Below are 21,332 nucleotides of genomic sequence, written 5' to 3' on the forward strand. Positions count from 1 at the left end.
GGCATCGTGCCGCGCCGGACGTACCGTCCACCAGGGCGGCGTCAGCCCAGGATTGACCCGAAGCGGACGGATCCGGGGCCGCCGGCCATCCCGGTGAGCAGGACCTGCCCCTCGGCCTCGATCTCCTCCTTCCGTGCCCGGGACTGCGTGTCGAACAGCTCGACGGTGAGGACGGGGCCCGTCCCCGGGCCCTCTTTTCCGGCGTCGTCCAGGCGCCAGAGCCCGGCGAGGAACCCGTCGACGAGGAGGGTTCGGTGGGCCTGGTTCCCCGTCCAGGTGCGGCCCTTGATCTCGGGGGCGACGACACGGGTGCGGTCGGCGTGGGAGAGCAGCAGGTTGTCGAACTCGGGCAGGAAACGCGGTGGGGCGGGCGTGTCGGCGTCGGGGCGGGGTGCGTCGGGCAGGTCGAACAGCTCGGTGCCGTTCTCGTCCCGGAAAGTGATCAGGCGCGGCCTCAGCCGCTCGAAGGCCTCCCGCAGCCGGGTGAGACCGGCCCAGGTCTGCATGTCCTTGACGGAAGCGGGGCCGAAGGCGCCGAGGTAGCGCAACACCACCTCGTCCACGGGCTGCGCCGCGGCGGCTTCCGCCCCGAGCCAGCTTTCGACGGTGGCCAGCCGGACCTGCCCACTGCGACCCCACACGCCGCGGGGGGTGACCTGCACGAGCGGGAGCAGACAGCGGGCCGCGACCGACAGCGACTGCGGGTCCGCGGTCGGCCAGTGGACGAGGAGCTCCTCGCGGATCTCCACCATCGTGCGGGGCTCCGCCGCGATGAAGGCCCGGGCCCGCTCGGCGAGCCGGTCCAGGTCCACGCCCGTGAGCCCCTTGCGGAAGTAGGCGACCTCACGGTCACGGGCGGCCTGGACGAGGGGCCGCAGGGTGAGGGCGTCGTGCGCGGTGTGGGTATGGATGGTGGAGCGCATCGTCACCATCCGGACCACCTCCCGGGACTCCATGAGCCCGGCCAGCTCGGCGGGCCGGAACCCGGCGAGGCGGGCGTGGAGCTGGAAGTAGGGGGGCTTCACGTTCTGCGCCTGCAACCCGAGGAGGTGCGCGACGGCGTCCCTCGCGGGCATCCCGACCCGGCTCAGCAGCAGCTGCCGGGCAAGGGTCGCTCGGTTCAGGGCACGGGTCCCGATCAGGGGACTCCGGTCGGGGGTCTTCGTCCTGGAGGCCATGCCCACACGCTAACGGCGATTGCGGACCATTTCTGTCCGCAATCCCGAACTTCCGCCCCGGCCCTTCCGGGCTTCCGCCCCGCCCCTCCGGGCTTCCCTCCCGCCCCCTCCGGGCTGCCGCCCGGATCCCCTCCCTCCAGCACTGCCCACCCCGCCGCCGCCTCCCCTCCCCGCTCTCCCCTCCCTACCGGCCCCGGCATCTATCGATATCGCCCTATATCCTGCCTTTGGCCCGTAAACGTCCGTCTGTTCAACCGGGAGCTGAGACCTGCGATGTCGGAGCGACCAGACCGCCGCCCCACCCCGCCTGCGAAGCGCCCGGGCCGGCTCCGCCCGTCCGGCCACGGCCCCACTCCCCCGACCGGGCCCGCCCCTACCGACGGCGGACCGGAGGCCACCGCGGCTGCCCCACCGAACCACCGCAGCGTGATCGACTCCGCCGTCTACCGCGACGGCGTGCGCATCGCCTCCCCGGCCACCCTCGCCGACACCTTCCGGCAGCTGCGCGAACAACCCGACGGCATGGCCTGGATCGGACTCCATCGACCCACTGAAACCGAACTGCACTCCCTCGCGCACGAGTTCAACCTCCACGAACTCGCCGTCGAGGACGCCCTGGAAGCCCACCAGCGCCCCAAACTGGAACGCTACGGCGACACCTTGTTCGTCGTCCTGCGCGCGGCCCGCTACCTGGACGCCCTGGAGGAGGTCGAGTTCGGCGAACTCCACGTCTTCGTCGGCCCGGACTTCCTGATCACCGTCCGACACGGCGGCGCCCCCGACCTCTCCTCCGTCCGCCGCCGCATGGAGGAGAACCCCGCCCTCCTCTCCCTCGGCCCGGAAGCCGCCCTGTACGCGATCCTCGACGCGGTGGTCGACGGCTACGCGCCGGTCGTCGCGGGCGTCCAGACCGACATCGACGAGATCGAGACCGAGGTCTTCCGCGGCGACCCGGCGGTCTCGCGCCGCATCTACGAACTCTCCCGCGAAATGGTCGAGTTCCAGCGCGCCACCCGCCCCTTGGTCGGCATGCTCCACGGCCTGATGGCCGGCTTCGCCAAGTACGGCACCGACGAGGAACTCCAGCGCTACCTCCGGGACGTCGCCGACCACGTCACCCACACCAGCGAACGCGTGGACGGCTTCCGCCAAGCCCTCACCGAGATCCTGACGGTCAACGCCACCCTGGTCTCCCAACAACAGAACGCCGAAATGCGCGCCCTGGCCGAAGCCGGCTTCGAACAGAACGAGGAGATCAAGAAGATCTCCTCGTGGGCCGCCATCCTCTTCGCCCCCACGTTGGTGGGAACCATCTACGGGATGAACTTCGAGGACATGCCCGAGCTGAAGTGGGCGGGCGGCTACCCCTTCGCGATCCTGCTGATGGCGGTGGTCTGCGTCAGCCTGTACGTCATCTTCAAGAAACGCGACTGGCTGTAGACGGCAGGCCGATCTGCCGATTAACTTCGCTGCAGCGAACGCTACTGAGAAGTCAACTCTGAGCCCTGGGGAGAATCTGGGGAGAATGCGCTGCACAGGGATCAGCGGATCCTTAGGGGGCCCCACCCCAGCCACGCGCCCCTTGGGCCCGCAACCTCAGCCCACCGACCACCAATCGTCACCGAGAGTGTCGGCGTCGAGTGCGGAGACGGCCCTCCAGCGGCCGCCTTGGCTACGCTTCCTGGGGCGGCGCCCAGCGCGTTCCCACCTCACCGCGCTCCGCGTGAACAGGCCATTCAGCACCCCGGGCATAGGCGCGGTACGGCAAGCACTCGGAACCGAGCGGTGCAGGTCACGCGACCATGAGGGCCAATACGCGCCGCCGACCGCTATGGCTGACTTGCACCCTTGCCTTGCACTCATCGTGACGAGGCCTCAGTTTTTGTCAGTGGTCACGGCTACAACCGATCCAGGGCCGCACAGGGCGACCGTATGGGGAGGGACACAGCATGCCTAAGGTTCCGGACGGATTCGTGCACGTTCGCAGCCACAACCGCCGCAAGCCGGGGCCAAAGTCCGCCAAAGGGATGAGCTTCTGGGCCGTGGCCGGCGTCTGCGCACTCGTGTGGCTATGGGGGCAGATCTTCGGATTCGGCGACAGCTCGACGGAACAGCAGCCCGCTCCGATTCCAGCTGCCTCCGTGCCGGTGGGCGGGCAGTGACGGCGCGATTCCGACGAAAGCTGCGATGGCGTCCGCGCAGCACCGTGGACCTCCTGGGTGCAGCAGCCGTGGCTCTGGCGCTCGCGGTCGCCTTGGCTCAGGCCGCATGGAACCTGCTGGCCAGGCCTGCCGTGGCCTGGCCGATACTGGCGTTGATCACCGTCTCGCTGGCCACCGTCGTGGCCGGACGCCAGGTTCGGATTTCCCGTCGGCGTCGCGCGGATGGCGAAAGGATGGATCTCCTGCGCATCGCCCTACTGGAGTTCGACCTGATGGGCGACAAGGAGTTCGAGTACGCGCTGCGCGACCTCCTCGTCCGCGACGGCTGGGTAGCCAGAAAAGTGGGCGGAGGCGGGGACCAGGCAGCCGACGTAATCGGCGACAGGGTGCCGCTCGGGCGGATCGTCCTGCAGGCCAAGCACACTCGCGTCGGCGGAAAAGTCGGCTCGTCGGTGATGTACCAGGTGAAGGGCACGGCAGGTCCGGTGCACGGAGCACACCACGCGGTCGTCGTCACCAACGGCACGTTCACCCGCGACGCCATGGCCTGGGGGGACCGGCACGGCGTGTTCTGGATCGACCGCAACCGACTGGAGCACTGGGCCCACGAAGGCAGACCCTTGGACAAGCTCCTCAAGCTGCGCCCCGCGAGTTCCCGCCTGCCATGGCGCCGAGCGGGCATAGCAGGGCCCAAATAGGGCGCGCCAATGAAAGCGGGGGGCACAGCATGTGCTGTGCCACCCGTTGTTCACGCCGTGACCAGGCCTTCCGGTACGTACTCGGGCACCATGCCGAGCGGTGCGTCGATGGCCGCGTCACTAACCTGGCCAGCGGACCACCTGCGGCCCACGACGATCGGGAGACCATGACCCACACCATCGACCGGATCGAAGACCTCCTCCAAACCGGCGTACGCGACGAGGTCTATCCCGGCGCAGTGTGGGCGGTCGGGAACGCCGACGGCATCCAGGCCAGCGGAGCCGTCGGCCTCCTGGACCCCGACCACCCGGACGAGCCGATGCGGCTGGACACCGTCTTCGACGTCGCCAGCCTCACCAAGATCCTCGCCGTCTGGTCCACGATCGGCACCCTGGTCGAAGAGGGAAAACTTCAGCTCCACACACCGCTGGGCACCTTCTGGGACGAAGTCGCGGGCCATCCCCTAGCCCGGGCCACGGCCCACCACCTTCTCACCCACACCTCCGGCCTGCCGCTGCGCGCCAACCTGAAGAACCTCTACGGCACCGACCCCCAGGACATCCGCGACGGAGTCCTCCACGAGGCCCTCCACCGCCCGCCAGGCGAAGCCGTCGAATACACCGACCGAGCCGCCCTCGTCCTCGGCTACCTCGCCGAGCACCTCTCGGGCCAGCCCCTGGACCAGCTCGCCACCGACCGCATCTGGCACCCCCTGGGCATGACGCAGACCCGCTTCAGCCCGCTATCCGATGCCGAGGCGGTCCGTTGCGCCCCCACCGAGTACGACGAGGCCACGAGCACCTACGTCAAGGGCACCGCCCACGACTTCTCCGCCCGCCTCCTCGGCGGCGTCTGCGGCATCGCGGGCACCTTCTCCGTCCTCTACGACCTCGCCCGCTTCCTTCGCCACATGCTCACCCCCACCCAGACCGCCTTCGGCTCGACCTGGATCAAGGATTCGCTCCGCCTCCACACCGGCGACCTCGTCCCCGCCCGCGGCCTCTTCTGGCACCCCGCCCCCGGCACTGCACCCGAGCAAGACATCTGGGTCCACTACGGGTTCACCGGCACCGGCATGTGGATCGGCCCTGCCCAAGATCTCTGGGCCGTCCTACTCACCAACAGACTCCGATTCAACCGCGACCGCGAGCCCCTCACGATCGTCCGGAACAAGTTTCGGTTGCTCGCCTTCGCTAAGGACGATCTGCGGCCGTAGGACTGGTTTTGTCGGGGGAAGAGCCCAAATCCAATCATGTGGAACAGCGGTGAGGTCCGTTTGGTACAAGATGACCGAGCCGTCGGGCACCAAATCGACTCCTATGAGATCCAGGTCGCCATCCCCACCGACGACGACGGATTTCTCGGCCGCGAGAGCCCGGCATGTTCAAGGACCTTCCGGATGGACGCGGATGACTACCAACTCCGCCCCGGTGAAATGACGTTGTGGTGCGTGTACTGCGGCTGTACCAGATGGCCGAGGTCTTCTAACAACGCATCAGCCACCAGCTCCTCGACCACGGCAGTACCGTGGTCTGCCATGGCCTCTGCCAGCTCGGCATCCCACGGCGCTTCGGTAATGCGCCCGGGCTGAGGACCGCGCGGGTTGCGGACGACTGCGGCACGATAGTCCGCAGCCGTCATGCGCCAAGGGAGCGCCGATGTCTTGTCCAGGACGTATGCGGCGATACGGATGCCTTCGCCATCGAAGTCACCGTGGTAGCGGAGAGCGGCGCCGTGGTTCGCGATCAGGCGCAGGAGCTGGATGGCAGCGCTGTTGGGCCAACCGGAGGTACAGACGAGCGGAGGACAGTGGGCACCGAAACGGCGCAGGGCCAGTGCGAGGATGCTGGGGTTCTCCACCACGTGGACCACGGGTACGGAAGCTGCGGGCAGGGCGAACTCGCCCGGGTACCGGACGTGGGCGAGGGTGAGGCTGGCGGCATGGCCGGCATCTGTGCATGCACGGGTCAGGCGGGCGAGCAGGCCGTCACCGGGGGGACGTAGTCCACCGACGAGGACGGTGGAGGACAGTTCGTCGTCGGCGACGCCCGCGCGCGCCCACAGTCCCCGCCGGTCCGCCGCGGACTGCGGCGGACCAGTGTCGTACAGGGCCGCCAGGGCACGCAGGACGAGGGTGGACAGAGAGGTCCCGTCGTCGAGCTCGTGGGTACGGCCGCTCAGAACCCGGGCGGCGAAAACGGGCAGTGGTTCGGCCTGGGCGGGCAGCTCGGCAAGCACCTTGAGCCCGTCCGTGAGCTGGGCACGGGTGTGTTCCACTGAGCCGCCCACCAGTCCGGCGGCGCGGCAGGAGTCGGCCCATCCGGAGAGCACCGGCTGGGCCCGCACGATGTCGTGGTCGGTCAACCAGGCCCACAGCTCGGCTCGTTCGCGTTCCTGACTGCGCCGCTCACCCGCTCTGTCACCGATGGGGCCCACGAGCTCGGTGACGATGTCCCGCACGGTCCGGCCTGCGGACAGGTCGATGACGGCCTCTTCAAGGCGGCGCAAGGGGATGGAGGGGCTGAGGTCGGGCAGACGGTCCAGGCCGAGAAGGTCGGCGAGTGCCTCGCGCTGGCCGTCGTCGAGCGGTCCGAGGCGCACCCGCGTGACGGGGCGACCGGAGGAGAGTCGACTGTGGACCATGTGCCAGAGCGGCTGGAGTTCGGGGCGGCGCAGGGTGTCGTCACCGGGGGCCGACTCCGCGGGGATGGTGGTCATCCCGCCTCCATGCCAGTGCCGTTCCAGACGAAGCGCGCGCTGGTGACGGCGTCGTCGTCGCCGTCGGTGAGGAGTTGGTGAACAGCGATGCCCGGCAGCTCGCGGTAGGTGCCCCACTCGTGGTCGGAGGTGATCACGAGATCCAGGTCCAGTGCGGCGAGCAGGGCGAACACCTGTCCGCGGTTGACCGTGTCGACGCCGACGAAGACCTCGTCGAGGAGGATCGGGCGGGGCGCCAGAGGCACGTCCTCGTAGTGGGCGGCGACGGCGGCGAACAACGGCAGGTGCAGGGCGATGGCCTTCTCCCCGCCGGAGAGCGCGCCGTGCAGCCTCTTGGTCAGTGCCTGCCAGCCGTTCCCGTCCGCCCGGTCGACTTGGACGGTGAAACTGTGCCAAGCGGTGTAGTCGAGCACCTCGCCGAGGTGTTCCTCCCAGGTCGCAGCCGTGTCACTGCCCTTGGCGTCCTCGATGCGGGCGCGGAAGAAGGTGTGCAGGGCTTCCCGGTCGGACTCGGTGACACCGCTGGGGTCCTTCAGAAGCAACTGGCGGGCGGTGCGTGTGCTGTCTGGGAGGTCGGGCCGGACGTTCCAGACGAGTTGGACCGCAACCTTGGAGGCGGTACGGACCCGCTCCAGATGCGCGTTCATGTGATCGACGAGTTCGCCGGCCCGGCGGATTCGGGCGGCGAGATGGCGTCGAATGTCGCCCGTGAGGATCTGGTCGAAGAGCCGGCGCTCACCGGTGCTGATGTCGCCACGGCTGCGGTCACGTTCCTGAGTGAGCGTGGTGAGCAGGGCGGTCGCGCCGACGCGTACGCCGTCCAGGGTGGCGGTGAAGAGCTGGACGTCTTCGTCGGGTTCCAGTTCCAGGTCCGCACGGATTCCGAGGCGTCCACGTGCCTCGTGGACGGCTTCGGAGAGTCGGGTCGCTGCGTCGCCGAGGTTCCGGGGTGCGTGCGGGAGGTCGGGCCACCGAGCCGCGGTCGTGCGGGCGGCCTCCAGGGTGGCCTTCGTGCCGTCTCCGGCGTCGAGTTCCGGTGCGATTCCGGCGTCCTGGGCCAGGCCGACGAGGCACAGGTGCCGGAAGCGGTATGCCGCTCCGTCCCGGGCCGCAACTGCCCTCTCACGTCGCTCGACGTCCTGGCCGCTCCTGGCCTTGAGCTCCCCGATGCGACCTTGCAGGTCCACGAGGAGTCGGTTCGCCCTCCGGACGTCCTCCCGGCAGCGGTTCCGCTCGGCACGCGCCTCCGCTACGCGGGCGACGATCTGCCGGTAGTCCTCTCCGACGGTCGCCTCCACCGCCTCCAGACGCGCCGTCATCCCGGCAGCCTTCGCCTCGGCGGTGGCCGCGTCCCCGGCCCTCTCGTCCGCGATGCGGCGGGACTGGTCCGCCTGCACGGCCGTCTGCCGAGCCCGCTCGGTGGCGGTGGCCGCGGTGAGACGGGCGTCGACCCAGCTGTCGGCACGGTCGCGGAACCGCTCGACGTCGTCGGAGAGGGTCCGCAACCGGTCGCGGTCGGTGGGCAGTCCGTGTTCCGCGGCTCGGCGGCTCAGCGTGCGCAGGGCGTCCGCCACGCCGGTCTCGCGCCGGCCGAGGTTGGCCGTCGCGTCACGTACGACCTCGTCCCGGGCGGCCACCCTGTCCTCGGCCCGGTCCCAGTCTCGTCGGCGGGCGTCGAGTTCCTGGTGGTCGGGCAGGGCGGCGCGATCGGCCTCCAACCGGGCGGCACGGGCGTCGAGCTCGTGGAGCTGCTCGTCGAGGACCCCGAGGGCGGCGTCCGCCTCCTCGATGTGCCCGGTCAGTTCGGCGATCCTGCGTCGCCGGGACCGCTGCCTGGCGAGAGCACCGATGAAAGCGGGTTCGGGTTTGCTCCAGGTCCCGGTGACCGGCGCGAGGCGCCAGGCTCCTTCGGCGGAGACGGCCGCGGGGTGGCCGCTGGGCAGAGTGGTGCCGTACGCGACACCGGCGAGGATGCGGGCCACGGCGTCGGCCGGTACGGGGATGTCGTCCTCGGCCCGCAGCACGTCGAGCAGGCTGGGGCCAGGCGCCGTCGCGGCCAGGGCGGCCTCGACACGGATGTCATGACCCGGCAGCGTGATTCCGTCCGAGGGGCTGACCCACGCGTCAAGGAGGCCCGAGGCCTCCAGCGCGGCTTCGACCGCGGCCTGGACGCCGACCGGGACGCCCTCGCGGAAGGCCACCAGGCGCCACAACGGCGCTCCCGCCGCCATTGTGCGAACGGTGGTGCGGGTGGGAGGAGCAAGTGGCGGGAGGTCGGCTTCGCCGCTGAGCCGGCGCACCTCTTCGTCGAGCTTGCCCCGTTCCTCCCCCAATTTCCTGCACGCGGCCCGGACACCGGCTCGCGCCGTGGTGATCTCCTGGTCCAGCGGTCGTGCGGCGGTATCGGCCAATGCCCGTACCTCCGCTTCGACCGCCGCCCGGGCCGCCAGTTCACCGGGGTCGGCGATGCGCAGTTCCGTGCAACCCGCGGCCCATGTCAACAGCCGTTCCGCCTGCGCGGTAACGGCGTCGTCCCAGGCTCGGGCGGTTCCGTCCCTGTGGACGATCGCCTCCCCGAGCCTGGTGCGTGTTTCGTCCAGCAGGGCCTCGGCGGCTCCCCGGTCGCGTACCGCCCGGTCGTACTCCTCGATCGCCTCCGTCATGTGCGTGACCTGCTCGCGTCGGGCGGTGACCGCACCCCGGAGCAGTCCGCGGGCCCGGCGGGCCGCGTCCTCACCCACTGTACGAGCGAGGACACCGGAGCCGTTGGGCCGTCGGCCGCTCGTCCCGGTCCCCTGGCCGTCGGTGAGGGAATCCGCCTGTTCCACCTCGAGGATCGCCCTCATCTCTTGGTGAACTGACTCCATGCCCGCGGCCCGGGCCGACCGGTTTGCTACGTCAGCGGCGTCACGTGCGTGCTCGTCGAACGTGCGGGCGTGCCCCGCGGTCTCATCGGCGATCTTTCGGACCTTCTCAGCCTCGGCCTCGGCGGACCGAGCGGAGGCGCTCCGCTCTTTGGCAGCCACGACCAGACCTGTGGTGTCGCGGCGGAGCCGATCGAGTTCCTCACCCTTCTGGTACGCGTCGCTCTCACGCAGACCCTCGACGGTCTCGTCCAGTGCGTGTGCCCGCAGCTCCCCTTCGTCGCGCACGCTCTGCGTCGATTCGCTTTCTGCGAGCGCCTCGTCGAGATCCTCGGCACTCTGCCGTGCGGCACGGGTGAGGTTGTCCATGTCGGTCGTCGCGGAGATCAGACCGGCTGCGCCGGCGCGCAGGACCCGGCGTGCGTAGGCACGCTGCCGGGAAGCGACGGTCCCGGCCGCCGTCACTTCGGCGTCGAGCCGGTCGAGGTGGTCGCGCTGCCGGTCCAGACGTTCGAAGCCCTCAGCGAGTTCAGTGACCTCTCCCTCACCGAGCGGCGGCAGCGCGCGGGACAACAGGGTGGACAGCAAGGACGGGTCGAGCCGTTCGGACAGCTTGGGCTGACGCAGCTGGAGCAGCGCGGAGACCAGCGAGTCGTACCGCTGCTCCGCCATGCCGGCGAAAAGTGCGCGCCGGACAGCGGTGCGGTAGTCGGTGGCTGACGAGTGCACCTCACCTCGGTCGCGGAGAGCCTCGGCGAGAGCGGCTTTGGTCAGGGGCTGGGCCGCCTCGTTGACGAGGGATACGCCGTCGGGGTGGGCGATCCGGGATTCGGTGGTGAAGTAGTCGGCGTGTGCCGTGCTGGTGTGCGCGCTCGCGTGCAGGCGAGCACCGCAGCCGAACCACTGTTCGGCGCCGTCGTCGCCGACGCGGCGGAACTCCATCCACACGTACCCGACGCGCGTCTTGCCCGAGGCTCCCGCGCCGAGCAGGTTCCAGTGCATGGTCCGCTCCGAACCGCCGAAGGTGGAGAGGCGGTTGGGGCGGAGGCTGGCGTCGAAGAGGAAGGGGAGGAGCAGCTCCAGGGCCTTGGACTTGCCGGAGCCGTTCTGGCCGCGCAACAGCAGGCGCCCCTGATGGAAGGTGAAGGCCTCGTCGTAGTAGCGCCAGACGTTGAGGATGCCCGCGCGGTGGGGCTGCCAGCGGCTGCGGGCGGCGTCCGCCCATCGGGGCGGTGGCAGCTCGGCGATCTCCTCGGGCCGTCGCTGGAGGGGGAACTCCGTCACGCTCACTGCATGTCTCCTTGCGCGGCGACGCCGTTGGAAGCGGTGGTGTCTTGCGGGTCGTTCTTCGGTCCCGGACTCGTTGTCTCTGTCAAGCGGTAGCGGTACGCGGCCGGTCGTGCGACGACGCGGCCCCTGGCTCTGCCGGCCAAGCCGAGGTCGAGCAGGACGCCTACGGCGTCGTCGGCCAGTCGCGCCGGTCCGTCCTCGGACTGGTACGCCTTGGCCCAGCCCGGGAAGCGGCGCAGCTGATCGGCTCCGGCCCCGGCCAATTGCTCGGGCAACATCCCTGCGGGAGCCGCACAGAGCGGTTCGAGGAGGAGCAGCGCGGCGACGCGGGCGGTGGACGTGTCATCCGGGAAACGGACATCAGTGGCGATGGCATCCGGGTCGACGAGGAGGAAGCCCTCGGCCCGTTCCTCCAGGAGGAAGCCAGCCTGTTCGACCGAGCGTCGCAGGATCTGGCGGCCGGTCAGGGAGGAGGCGTACGAGAGCTCGTCCTCGGCGAGGTCCGCCCGGTACAGCACGGGGTCGTCGAAGAGGCGGCGGAGTACCGAGTGGCGCAGCCTCAGGTTGCGTTGGGCATCCGTAGTGGCGGTCTCGCCCGACGACTCGTCGGCCAAGCCATCGACGGCCGCGCCGCCGTAGCGGCGCTCCCGCACCAACCCGGCGAGGAGGTCCTCGAACCGTGCGGGCACCTCATCCGGGGGCGCGGCGAGCCGGGAGGCACCGACTGGCGCGGCCGGCAGCCGCATCAGAAGTGTGTTGTCCACCCGATACAGGACCTTCGCCCCCGCGGAGTCGACGTACGCCTCGGTCGTCCCGTCGACGGCGCGCAGCACGTCGTACGACTCCAACAGCTTCAGGACGTCGACGAACGCCGTTCGCTCCGGCCGGTGGACCGGGTCGAACGCCGGCAGTGCCCTGTCGGCCGCCGTCGCCTGGACGACGCGGTCGGCGAGCATGCCGATGGTCGTCATCGGCATGGACAGCAGCTCGGCTGCGGTGACGCAGAGCAGGACGTACCGCCGGCGGTCGAACGGGGCTCTGCCGGACCTCGCCCTGCGTGCCGGGCGGGAGCCGTCGGGGCTCGCGCGAATCTTGGTGAGGCGGGCATACCCGCGGCGCGGCTCCACGACCAGGCTCCAGCCACACGTGTAGTCGAACCAGCGGGCCAGTGGGTCTCGACGGCGTCGCACCAGTTCGAAACCGGTCGGGTCGGCCGTCTCGGTGAGCAGCGGACGGGCCAGGAGGAGACGAATGGCGCGGCCGACCTCCTCCCGCTCCGCTGAGGCCAGTTGGTTGGCGAGCGTGCTCATCCCGCCGCCTCCTGTCCCGCGGCGGCGCGGCCTGCCGGGAAGGCGGTCGCTCCACCCGCGGCCATGATGTGGACGACGTAGTCCGGGCCTGCCAGGGTCCCTTTCGAGGTGTGCAGTAGGGCGGTACGGACATCGGGAGCCCGCGACAGCACGACCTCCACCCCGCCGTCCCCGGTGGTGGCCCGCCGCCGACCGCCCACGTCCGGCGGGGCGGCGAGGGCCCGGCCCAGCAGGTCCAACAGGCGGTCGAGAACCGCCGGATCCAAGGTGCCGAACGAGGAGAGCCGCACTGGGCCGTCCGTCTCCAGCACCTTCCAGGCGCGCGTGAGTTCCGAGCGCTCCGCACGTGCCCGCTCGGCGCGCTCGGCCCTCACGGCTGCGACGTCCCGCACCTTGCCGGTGCGTGTGAAGCGCTCGGTGCGTCCGCTGGTCCGCAGCAGCGCCGACACCTCCACGGGCGGCGCCTCGGACCAGGAATGGGACGAAGGGACCAGTTCCGGATCGGGGTGGGCGAGGTGGGCGTGGCGCGCCGGACCAAGACCGAAGGCCGTCGACCACAGGCGGTGCAGGTCGTCTTCATCGGGAGCCGCCGCAAACCAGCGCGCCAGCTCCCGGAAGTCCTGTACGACGCTGGAGGAACGGCGCCGGGACTCGTTGATCCGCTCCAGGACCTGCAGGAGGGAGACGATGGCGCGCCGGGCGACGTCGTGCAGCTGCTCGATCCGGGGGCGCGACCCGTCATCCGGCAGGAACCAGGCCCTCAAACCTGCCCAGCGCGCCCGCCGACCCTCCAGCCACCCGGCTGCGGGGTCCTCCCCCGGCACCGGCGGCAGCTCGGCGCCGCACAAGGCCCTCTCGCGCAGCACCGCGATTCCCTGCTCCTCCACGCGAGCCACGGCGGCGGCGACCGTCTCGCCCCGCCGGTCGAGATCGACCAGGAACTCCTGTAGGTACGCGACGGTGGCGGCCTTGACCTCACGGAACACGTCCAGGTCCACGCCCTCGGCGCGCAGGAGCCGTTGAAGCTGACCGTTGAAGGCCTTGGTGTTCTCCACCAGGGCCTCCAGATGACTTTCCAGCTCCCGCAGGGTGCTGAAGATCCGTCGGTCGGCCGCAGCGGGTTCACCGGACAGCACGGTCAGCTCGTCGAGCCGATCGGTGATCGCCTCCAGCACCGCGGTCTGGAGCGCCCCCGTCGAGGCCAACACCTCAAGGGCGTGCCGCACCCCGGCGAGCGCGGCCTCCCCCTCACGGGTCAGTGAGTAGTGCAGGTTCCGCCGCTCGTACTCCTCGGCCGTGCGGTAGTTCTCGGCGTGGTTGTGGACCACGTCGAGGAGTCTCCACCCCACCAGCCGCTTCAGCGCCTCGTGTAGTTCCTCGTCCTCGATGTCGGCGATCCATCCCACCGTACGGAGCCGCTCACGTACGCCGTCGAGCCCGAGCGTGGTCTCCAGGTGTTCGCCTGCCACACCGAAGGCCTCGAGCACGGCCCCGTTCAGATCGGCCTTCTCCCCCGTGGTGAACCGGAACATCGCCTGCGGAACCCTGCGCATGCCCGTACCTACCCTCCTCTTCCGCCACCCCTGCGGCACTGCGAACTCCACCGTAGGGGGCGGATCCGAAGCCCGGCCTCGATTCGCTGTCATCACTGTGGCGGCTGTCATTGTGGGGCTACTCCATACTTTCGAACGGATAGACGAGACTCTGCGCACCCCGGATGCCGGAGACCAGTACGTTGCCGCTCAGCCGGTAGGGCAGGTGCTTCAGCGGCTCCAGGATGATCCGTACGGTGACCGGCGCCGTTCCCTCCTCCAGGCCGGAGACGACAACGAGGAAGAAGTCGTCGCTCGCGACCGCCCGCCGGAACTCCGCGGGCGTGAGCTGGATCGTGTCCGGCTCGGCACCGCCGTACGTCTTGAGTTCGTAGAACCGGGCCAGCTCGTCCACCGCGTCCGCGCCCAGGCCGTGCTGGGCTCTCAGGTCACGCAGTTCGGTCTCGTCCAACGCCAGTGCCGAGCGCACGAGGTCCAGCGCCACTTTCTCCTGCTCCACGGTCGTGTAGGGACGCGCAGAGGTGCGCTGCTGGGGGATGGCTGAGCCGGACCGGGGCTGCGGAAGGCCAGAGGTGCCGTTCTTCGAAAGGGCGCTGGTGAACCCGGACTGAGCAGGCGTGAGGTTTCCCCGGTCCGCGACGAGACGGAACTTGCTGGGGTCCACCAAGCGGCGGAACGTGACCTTCGACTGTGCAGCCGGGCGGGAGGGAAGTCGGCCGGGCGCGGTCACGGCTGGTGCGGGTTTCTGGCTGGCTGTCGCCGGTACGTGTGCCGGAGCCAGGCGCCTTCCACCTCCGTTCTCTCCACTGCGCCGGACCGCCTCGTCCGCCACCCCCCTGAGCCGGCGACCGCGTTCGGCTTCAGCAGCTTCCAGGTCGCGGCGCACCCGGTCCTCCGCAAGCTCAAGGCCCACGGCAGTACGGCCCTGCGCCGCCCGGTCGCACGCAGCGGTCCAGGCGAGAGCTGCCTCCCGGCGATGCCCGGGGAAGCAGCCGGCGATCGCCGCACCACCCGCGGAGGGCCGGTCCACCACCGACGGATCGCAGACGTACAGCGTCCTGGAGTTCCAGTCGACAGTGGCATCGACGCACACTTCCGCCACAGCGGTGGGCAGTTCCACCCGGCAGACCAAGTCGGGTGCCACGCTCACCGCGAGCGCCGCGAGCTCGTCCCACGGACGGTCAAGGCTCCTGGCGACCTCCGGTGCGTTTCGCTGCAGGTCCTCGCGCAGATGGCTGACGGCCTCACGGACCAGTGCCGTTGCCTCCGGGTCGCGCGACGCGACGACCGCACTGGTTACGGTGAGATGCTCCGCGCCGATCCAGGTGAGGCGCAGCGCCCCGGCCAACGGCCAGAACTGCTCCAGTTCCGCTCCAGGGCGCCACACGGGGTACTCGCGGCCCAGAGCCTCGGCGACCATCGGATCCTCAACCGCGTACACCGGCCGCTTGCTCAACCAGCCCTTACTAGTGACCAGGGAAAGCCGCCCGAGTCGTCCGGCCGTCAGCTCGTCCGGCCGGACGGCAACCGGGTCGCGGAGCATCTTCAGCGTCTCCAGAACGATCGACTGCGAAGTTCCCTCCGGCACGTCCCGGCGCTCCTTCCGGTCTTGCTGCGCCAGCTCCTTGATCACCTCGACCGCGTCGTCAACAGCCGGACGGCGAGCCCCGAGCCGCGCCCAGAACGCCTCGCTGTCGGGGAACGCAGGGGCGAACGCCCGGAAGGTCCCGAAGATCGGGTTCCCAATCAGACACTCGCCCGGCCTTCGCCAGCCGGAGCCCGTGAGGACCAGCCCCTCGCCCGCGCTCAACGCGCGGTGCACCTCGTGGAGCGGCGTTCGAGCTTCCCCGCCCACCGCTCCCCTACTGGATACGCGCTCGGCCAGCGCCTCGTAGACGATCAGCGCGGCAGGGGCGTTTGGGACGCCCGCTTCCGCCCCCTCGCGGCGCAGGCGCCGCAAGCACTCGACGAGGTCCGTGGTCCGCGCTTCCCTGACGACTTCCAGCGCCTTGAACACCTCGACGCGCTTGCCCGCCTGCCCCTGGATCTCCGGGTGCAGAAAGTCCGGGTCCTCGCCGCCGTACACGGCCACGGTGCCAGGCGCGCGCACACGGAGCCGGGACGGTTTGGCCGGGGTGCCGTTCCAGTCGTCCAACCAAGCCACGTCGCGTAGCCGCCAGAGCCAGAAGGCGGCGGTGCGCCCTTGGTGCTGCCAGCTGTACCGAGCGTACGCCGCACTGACTTCGGCGTGTTCGGAGAACCGGGGGCTCCACGAGCGGCCGAGCACGTGCAGGAGTGCGACCGCCCTGCCCCGGCGACGCACCGGGTCGGTGTCCTTCGCGATGTCGCAAGCTGCGGCATAAACGTCCGGGCAGTCGTAGTCGTCGAGGGTGTACGTCGCCCGGAGTGCCTCCAGGGCCTTCGTCCGCGCGTCCGGCCCCGCGACGAGACGTGCAGGCAGTCCCCCGGGACCTCGTTCGAACCGCGCTCTCTGACCGGGGTGACTACGAGGTCGCGGCGTAGTCTCAGCTCCGAGTAGCCGGAGAAACCTCATCGCCCCGATGCTGCCGCCCTGGAGCACCTTGGCGTAGCGCTGCCGCAGCCACACCGGCCCGGGAGCGGAACCAGCCGCGAAGGCGAAGCTCTCGTCGCGCTCAGCGCTGTCGAGCCCGGCCGGGAGATAGGCCCCGGCGGGGGCGGTCGGCACCTCCTCCCGTTGTCCGTCGACGTTGTGGCGGTAGCCCCCAAGCCGTACGACCAGCCCGACCCTTCTGCCCCACGACTCGCGTCGGCCTTCCGGCACGTGCGCGAAGCCGTCCCGCAACGCCACGAGCTGGCTGTCTGTCAAGGGCATGCTCCGGGGCGGTCCGAAGCCCGCCAGACGCTCGATCACAGCCGCCGGTCCGTCGTCGTCAAGCAGCACTCCTTGCTTGTTGAGCCATTCCCGCACCGACCGGGCTTCGTCGGTGTCGGCCAGGAACGCGGGGTGGATCTCACGGGCGACCCCCAGTTCGGCCGCCAGTCCACGCGGGACCGCGGCGAACATCATCGGGGCTTCGCCGTGCGGACGGTGCCGCGCGCCGGAGCCCTCTACGAGCCACTTGTGCGACGTCAGGCAGAAGCTCCAGCCCGCTTCGATGACTCGCGCGGCCAGTTGCACCGTCACCTGCGGTGACCGGCTCTCGTCGCCTAGGAGGCCTCGCGCGTCATACACGTCGACTCCGACCGGCTCGCCGGCCCCGTGGTTCTCCCAGTCCGACAGCACCTCCCGCCACCGGCTGGCCGGGTCGCGCATCGTCCGGGGCAGCGCGGATGGCACGTCGGCCAGGAGGGCAACCTCCTCCTCCGTCACGACGCCCTCGAGAGCTTCGTCCTCCACGGCCAGGGAGTCGAGGCAGAGGGGCCCCTTCCCCGGCACCTCGAGCAGCAGCTTCGCGGACACGAACCGTCGGGCGTGGTCGAGCAGTCGGCGCTCCAGAGCGGCGCCCGGGCCTTGGGCGTCACGGACGTCTCCGGGCAGCGGAACAGCCCCCCATGCGTGGACCGGGTCGTGCCTGAACTGCCACAGGACGGCGGCCGTCCACAGGTCGGCCACCAGCGGAACGAGCGCGGTGTTCCACGGTGTCTCGTCGAGCCTCTGCCGACTGGCAAGCGGATCGAACTGGGCACTCGCCCAGAGAGCCGGCCCGGTCTCCTCGACCGGCAGGCCGACATGAATCCGGCCGGGACCACCGTGTCCGAGCGGCAGGGCGACGGCGAGTGTGGTGGTGGGCCCGGCGGCCTTGTGGGCCCTGGCGACTCCGGCCGGGCTCGGAACGGTGGTCCGGCACACCAGCCACCGGGACCCAACGTCGGCACGCGCGAGGTGGGTCTCGACTTCGACCGGCCCACCGCCGACGTCCGCCTTGAAGGCGGGGCCGGGCTCACGGGTCAGGGCGAGCCTGCGTCGGACACCACCCCGAGGATCCAGGTGCGTGACACCGGCCACCCGGCCGAGGAAGAGCAGCGCGCCCGCCGACCAGGAGTCGAGCCACTCGTCCACCGTCTCCGCGGCGAGCACACCCTTCTCCAGAGGAATGCGGAGTACGGTCCAGGCTTCGTCGGCGAACCAGTCCGGCACGGCGAGCGGTTCGGCGACGGAAACGTACGGGTCCCCGATGCGGACGCGGTAGTGGCCGCTGTGCACTTCCAGGTGGGGCGAGAGGGACTGCAGGGTCATCAGTCCGATGCCGAATCGCCCCGTCGACTCGGCTTGGTCGGCCTTGCTGGACAGCCACGGCAGAGTTAATGCCACCACGTTGGGCAGCCGTACCGGGTCGCCGTTGTGCGCGACCAATAGGTCCCGCTCCCTGGTGAGGACGCGTACATCTGTGGCGCCGAGGTCCTCTGCGTTCTGGACGATCTCGGAGAGGCCCTGCAGCCGGTCGCTCGAGAGGTTGCCCGCATGGTCCCTCGTGCGGTCGAAGGCGTGGCGCACCAGTCCCGGCAGGGCCGCGAAGAGAGCACCGAGGTGCTCGACGGCCGCCGCCGTAGCCGCCTCGCCGTCGGGCTCCGATACGTCTACCGCCTCCTGCATCCCTTCCTGGTTGAGGAGCCGGGCGGCGGTCTGGCGGGCCAGCTCCTCGGCCTTCGTACTACGCGTCGTCACGTGCCTCGTCCCCACTGTCCTCGTCGGTATCGAAGTCGAACGCGAGCTGGTTGGAACTGCCCTGTGCGGCAGCCCCCTGGGCCGGTACCGCGAGGGACCCCGCGACCGGTCCCGCCGTCGGGTCCACCGCCTCCTCCTCGTCGTGCGGCAGCGCGTACTCGTCCGCGAGCCGCGCCAGGTGGAGGGCGAGCGGCAGCCCGAGCACGTCCCGGTAGTCGTCCTTGCAGATGCGCTGCTGGTGGACGAACGCCGCCCATGCCTCGGGGTCGTCACCAGGCTGGAGGCAGGCTGTGTTGATCTCCAGTAGCTCCGGGTTCCACGCGTTCGCCGTCGGCCGGTGGGCACTCCGGCCGACGGGGTTGACGTGAGGGGTCAGCTTCGCGTCGTCGTTCGTCAGCTTCGTCTGCGTGCTCGCCTTGTCCGCCGTGCTGTAGAAGACACGGCCGGGAGCTCCGGGCTCGTGGGGCACCCACAGTCCCATTCCGAAGCCTCCCCGCTGTTGCCCGGCGAGATCGGCCTCGCGCTCCTCCCTCTCCGCCCACCACTGTGGCGTCTCGTCACGGCCGCTGTCGGCGACCCTGACGACCCTGAGGTGCTTGCCGTAAAGACCGATCCGTTGCGCAGGACCGCCGTCTAACTCGATCCGGTCGGCCTCCAGCCCGCCGTTGGTGAGCCACGACCAACGCTTGCGCACGTCCTGTGCGTGGGCAAGGAGCAGGGTCGGCGTACCGCGCAGGCTCGCCAGGGTCCTCCTGATGAAGGCCGCGGTGACGGCCGACTGCTGTGCCGAGGTCCTCAGGTCGCTCCCGCGTACTCGCCCGGTCAGGGTCCGGAGCAGGTCAGGGTAGGGCATCCACTCCGATGCGTCCGCGGTGCGCCCTAGGACGCACGGCGCGTCCGGGCGGAGCAGCACCGCGATCGGTGTGAACTGTGCCTTGCCCGTAGGGCCGTCGACCCGGCGCTCCACCAGGTGGAAGGCCACCTGGTTCAGTCCGGGAGGAATGCGGCCGCCGAGCGTGTGCCGGGGCACGAGGCGCATCCCGGTCTGGCGGAGCCCGTCCGCCCAGGCCGCTTCGGCCCGCAGGACGGCGTCCTTCTCGGCGTCGGCCTTGTCCATCGTGGTGTCCAGGGGCCGGATGAACTGGGTGACCAGGCCGGCGTCCGCGCACCCGAGCCTGATCGCGTGCTTGGGGTCGGTGCGCCTCGCGGGGCCCTGGAACGCTTCGCTTCCCTCCAACTCGACGAGGGCAATCCGCGCCCCGGACACCCGTGTCCGGAGGCGGACCATCGTCTCGGCGACCCGTCCGCGCCGCTCGCGGATGGCTCGGTCGTGTTCCTGTCCCGCGCGCGGCGGCGGACCCTCCGTACCGAGAGGGGATCCCAGCTCACCGAGCGGGTGGGCGTGGAGCCGTACGGTGAGATCTCCGGCCTCCCACACCCATGTCTCCGGTCCCTGTTCACATCGGAATTCCTTGAGACCAAGGGCGCCCTCCGCGATTGCCGCGAGCCGGTCCCGCTGGTCATCGGTCTGGTGGAGCAGGAGGACGACGAGGTCATCGCCGTCCAGCGTCGAGGCGAGTGCCGCGCGGCGCACCCGTGCGTTCTCCGCCGCCGTCCGTTCCGTCCGTTCCAGGACGGCGGCGAGCTCTTCGGCCGTGGCGTTCTTGGGCATGGCGGGCCGCTTCGTGAGCTGCCTGACGGGCGGGCGTCCGTACCGACTCCGCTGGAGCTTCGGGGCGGGTACGAACTCGGGGGCCAACGACCGCTCTGCCCACTCGATGAGGCGGCGGCGTTCGCTGGGCATGAGCCCGGTTCCGATGGGGTGCCTGCCCATGGCTGCCTGGTGGCCCACCGCCAGCCCGATGCCGTCCCTTCCGTGCCCCATCCAGTGGTCGGCTTCCTTCACCAGCCGATCGACCGAAGGGAGACCGTCGAGCGCTGCGACCGCCGCGAGCATGCCGCCAGGTCCGCCCTGCCGCCAGTCCGTGGTGCCGTTGCGCCACTGCAGCATGGCTACCGACAGCCGCTGGGACACCGGCCCGTCCGGCACGAGCGGGATCTCCGGCAGCAAGTAGACCGAAACACCCTTGCGGGAGGGCATCCAGACCTTCCCGGTGACGAACCGGCGGATCCCCGCGCTGAGATGGATCCGGGGCACCGGCGAGAAGGGAACGGTGCGTACGCCGACGCGGATGGTGGCCGCGTAGTAGGACGGCTTCTGCTCGCCGCCCCTGCCCGCGGGCCGGTACTCGATCGGCGGCCACGACATCAGTTCCGCGCTGCTGTTCCCTGCGTCGTAGCCGCCGCCGGCGCCGGCGACCTGGTGGAACGTGAGCTGCTGGCCACCGTGCTCGTAGGCGCCTTCACGGGCGATGCGTGCGGCCAGTTCATCGGGGAGTAGCCGGTATGCCAAACGGACGGGCATGGCGGTGCCGCCGGGAGACGGCTGCTGCTCGATCAAGTCGATGGTGTCTGCCCGCCAGGCCAGGGATCCGGTGTCCAAGTCACGGAAGCACTCCATGAGCAGACGCCGTGCGGCCGGGTCCTCGGGATCACGGATGAGGCTCCTGAGCCACGTGGCGGCGTAGAGGTTGGCCACCGCGGCGGGGAGCGGCTCGGCGCAGTAGAGCCAGGGGGTGTCCGCTCCGAAGGTGGCGTTGGAGGCAACGGTGACGACGTCCGGGGCGGTGGCACGGATCAGCTGATTGATCTCCCAGGTGGGAATGCGACGCGGACCGGACCATCGGCCCTCCGGCCGGCCGTGGTCACGCAGTCGGCCGAGCGGCTCCTCCCAGTGGGTGGGCAGCGAGAGGGTGTGCCGTAGGACGGTGAACGGCCCCTGTGCCGGATCGGGCACATACGAGGCGGTCCGGACGTGCTGGTACGCCATGTTGCGGGTCTCCTCAGATC

Annotated in this window: 10 protein-coding genes; 3 read left to right on the top strand and 7 right to left on the bottom strand. The window is 70.4% G+C overall.

The window, feature by feature from the left end; genetic code table 11:
* Positions 1-41: 41 nt before the first annotated feature.
* Positions 42-1,178 carry a winged helix DNA-binding domain-containing protein gene (locus tag ACZ58N_RS32095; RefSeq protein ID WP_471167060.1) on the bottom strand — a complete coding sequence of 379 codons (1,137 nt, stop codon included), beginning with the start codon at positions 1,176-1,178 and terminating at the stop codon, positions 42-44.
* Between the two features lie 273 nt (positions 1,179-1,451).
* Between ACZ58N_RS32095 and ACZ58N_RS32100 the strand changes: the two genes are divergently transcribed.
* The 3 genes from ACZ58N_RS32100 (at position 1,452) to ACZ58N_RS32110 (ending at position 5,255) form a co-directional block, all read left to right on the top strand.
* The gene (locus tag ACZ58N_RS32100; protein ID WP_471167063.1) at positions 1,452-2,618 is read left to right on the top strand and encodes a magnesium and cobalt transport protein CorA; all 1,167 of its coding nucleotides are present in this window, start codon (positions 1,452-1,454) and stop codon (positions 2,616-2,618) included.
* Positions 2,619-3,408: 790 nt separating this feature from the next.
* A complete protein-coding gene (locus tag ACZ58N_RS32105; RefSeq protein WP_471167066.1) occupies positions 3,409-4,038 on the top strand; it encodes a restriction endonuclease in 630 nt (209 codons plus the stop codon).
* A 167-nt stretch (positions 4,039-4,205) separates the two neighbouring features.
* Positions 4,206-5,255, top strand: a complete 1,050-nt coding sequence (locus tag ACZ58N_RS32110) for a serine hydrolase domain-containing protein (RefSeq protein ID WP_471167068.1) — start codon at positions 4,206-4,208, stop codon at positions 5,253-5,255.
* Positions 5,256-5,452: 197 nt separating this feature from the next.
* On the opposite strand, the gene ACZ58N_RS32115 is transcribed toward ACZ58N_RS32110, so the two are convergent.
* The 6 genes from ACZ58N_RS32115 to ACZ58N_RS32140 all read right to left on the bottom strand — a co-directional run bounded on the left by ACZ58N_RS32115 (position 5,453) and on the right by ACZ58N_RS32140 (position 21,312).
* On the bottom strand, positions 5,453-6,757 hold the full coding sequence (locus tag ACZ58N_RS32115) for a TIGR02679 family protein (RefSeq protein ID WP_471167070.1): 1,305 nt from the start codon (positions 6,755-6,757) through the stop codon (positions 5,453-5,455).
* Positions 6,754-10,911 (bottom strand): TIGR02680 family protein, encoded by a 4,158-nt coding sequence (locus ACZ58N_RS32120; protein WP_471167073.1) that lies wholly within the window; start codon positions 10,909-10,911, stop codon positions 6,754-6,756. The genes ACZ58N_RS32115 and ACZ58N_RS32120 overlap by 4 nt, the downstream gene beginning before the upstream one ends.
* Positions 10,908-12,221 (bottom strand): TIGR02678 family protein, encoded by a 1,314-nt coding sequence (locus ACZ58N_RS32125; protein WP_382540230.1) that lies wholly within the window; start codon positions 12,219-12,221, stop codon positions 10,908-10,910. Before ACZ58N_RS32125 ends, ACZ58N_RS32120 begins: the two co-directional genes overlap by 4 nt.
* Positions 12,218-13,774, bottom strand: a complete 1,557-nt coding sequence (locus tag ACZ58N_RS32130) for a TIGR02677 family protein (RefSeq protein ID WP_471167076.1) — start codon at positions 13,772-13,774, stop codon at positions 12,218-12,220. The genes ACZ58N_RS32125 and ACZ58N_RS32130 overlap by 4 nt, the downstream gene beginning before the upstream one ends.
* A 118-nt stretch (positions 13,775-13,892) precedes the next feature.
* Positions 13,893-18,422: a sacsin N-terminal ATP-binding-like domain-containing protein gene (locus ACZ58N_RS32135; protein WP_471167078.1), complete on the bottom strand. Its 4,530-nt coding sequence runs from the start codon at positions 18,420-18,422 to the stop codon at positions 13,893-13,895.
* Positions 18,409-21,312 (bottom strand): pPIWI_RE module domain-containing protein, encoded by a 2,904-nt coding sequence (locus ACZ58N_RS32140; RefSeq protein WP_471167080.1) that lies wholly within the window; start codon positions 21,310-21,312, stop codon positions 18,409-18,411. Before ACZ58N_RS32140 ends, ACZ58N_RS32135 begins: the two co-directional genes overlap by 14 nt.
* Positions 21,313-21,332: the final 20 nt, after the last annotated feature.

It is taken from the genome of Streptomyces sp. NPDC040432 (assembly GCF_055595445.1).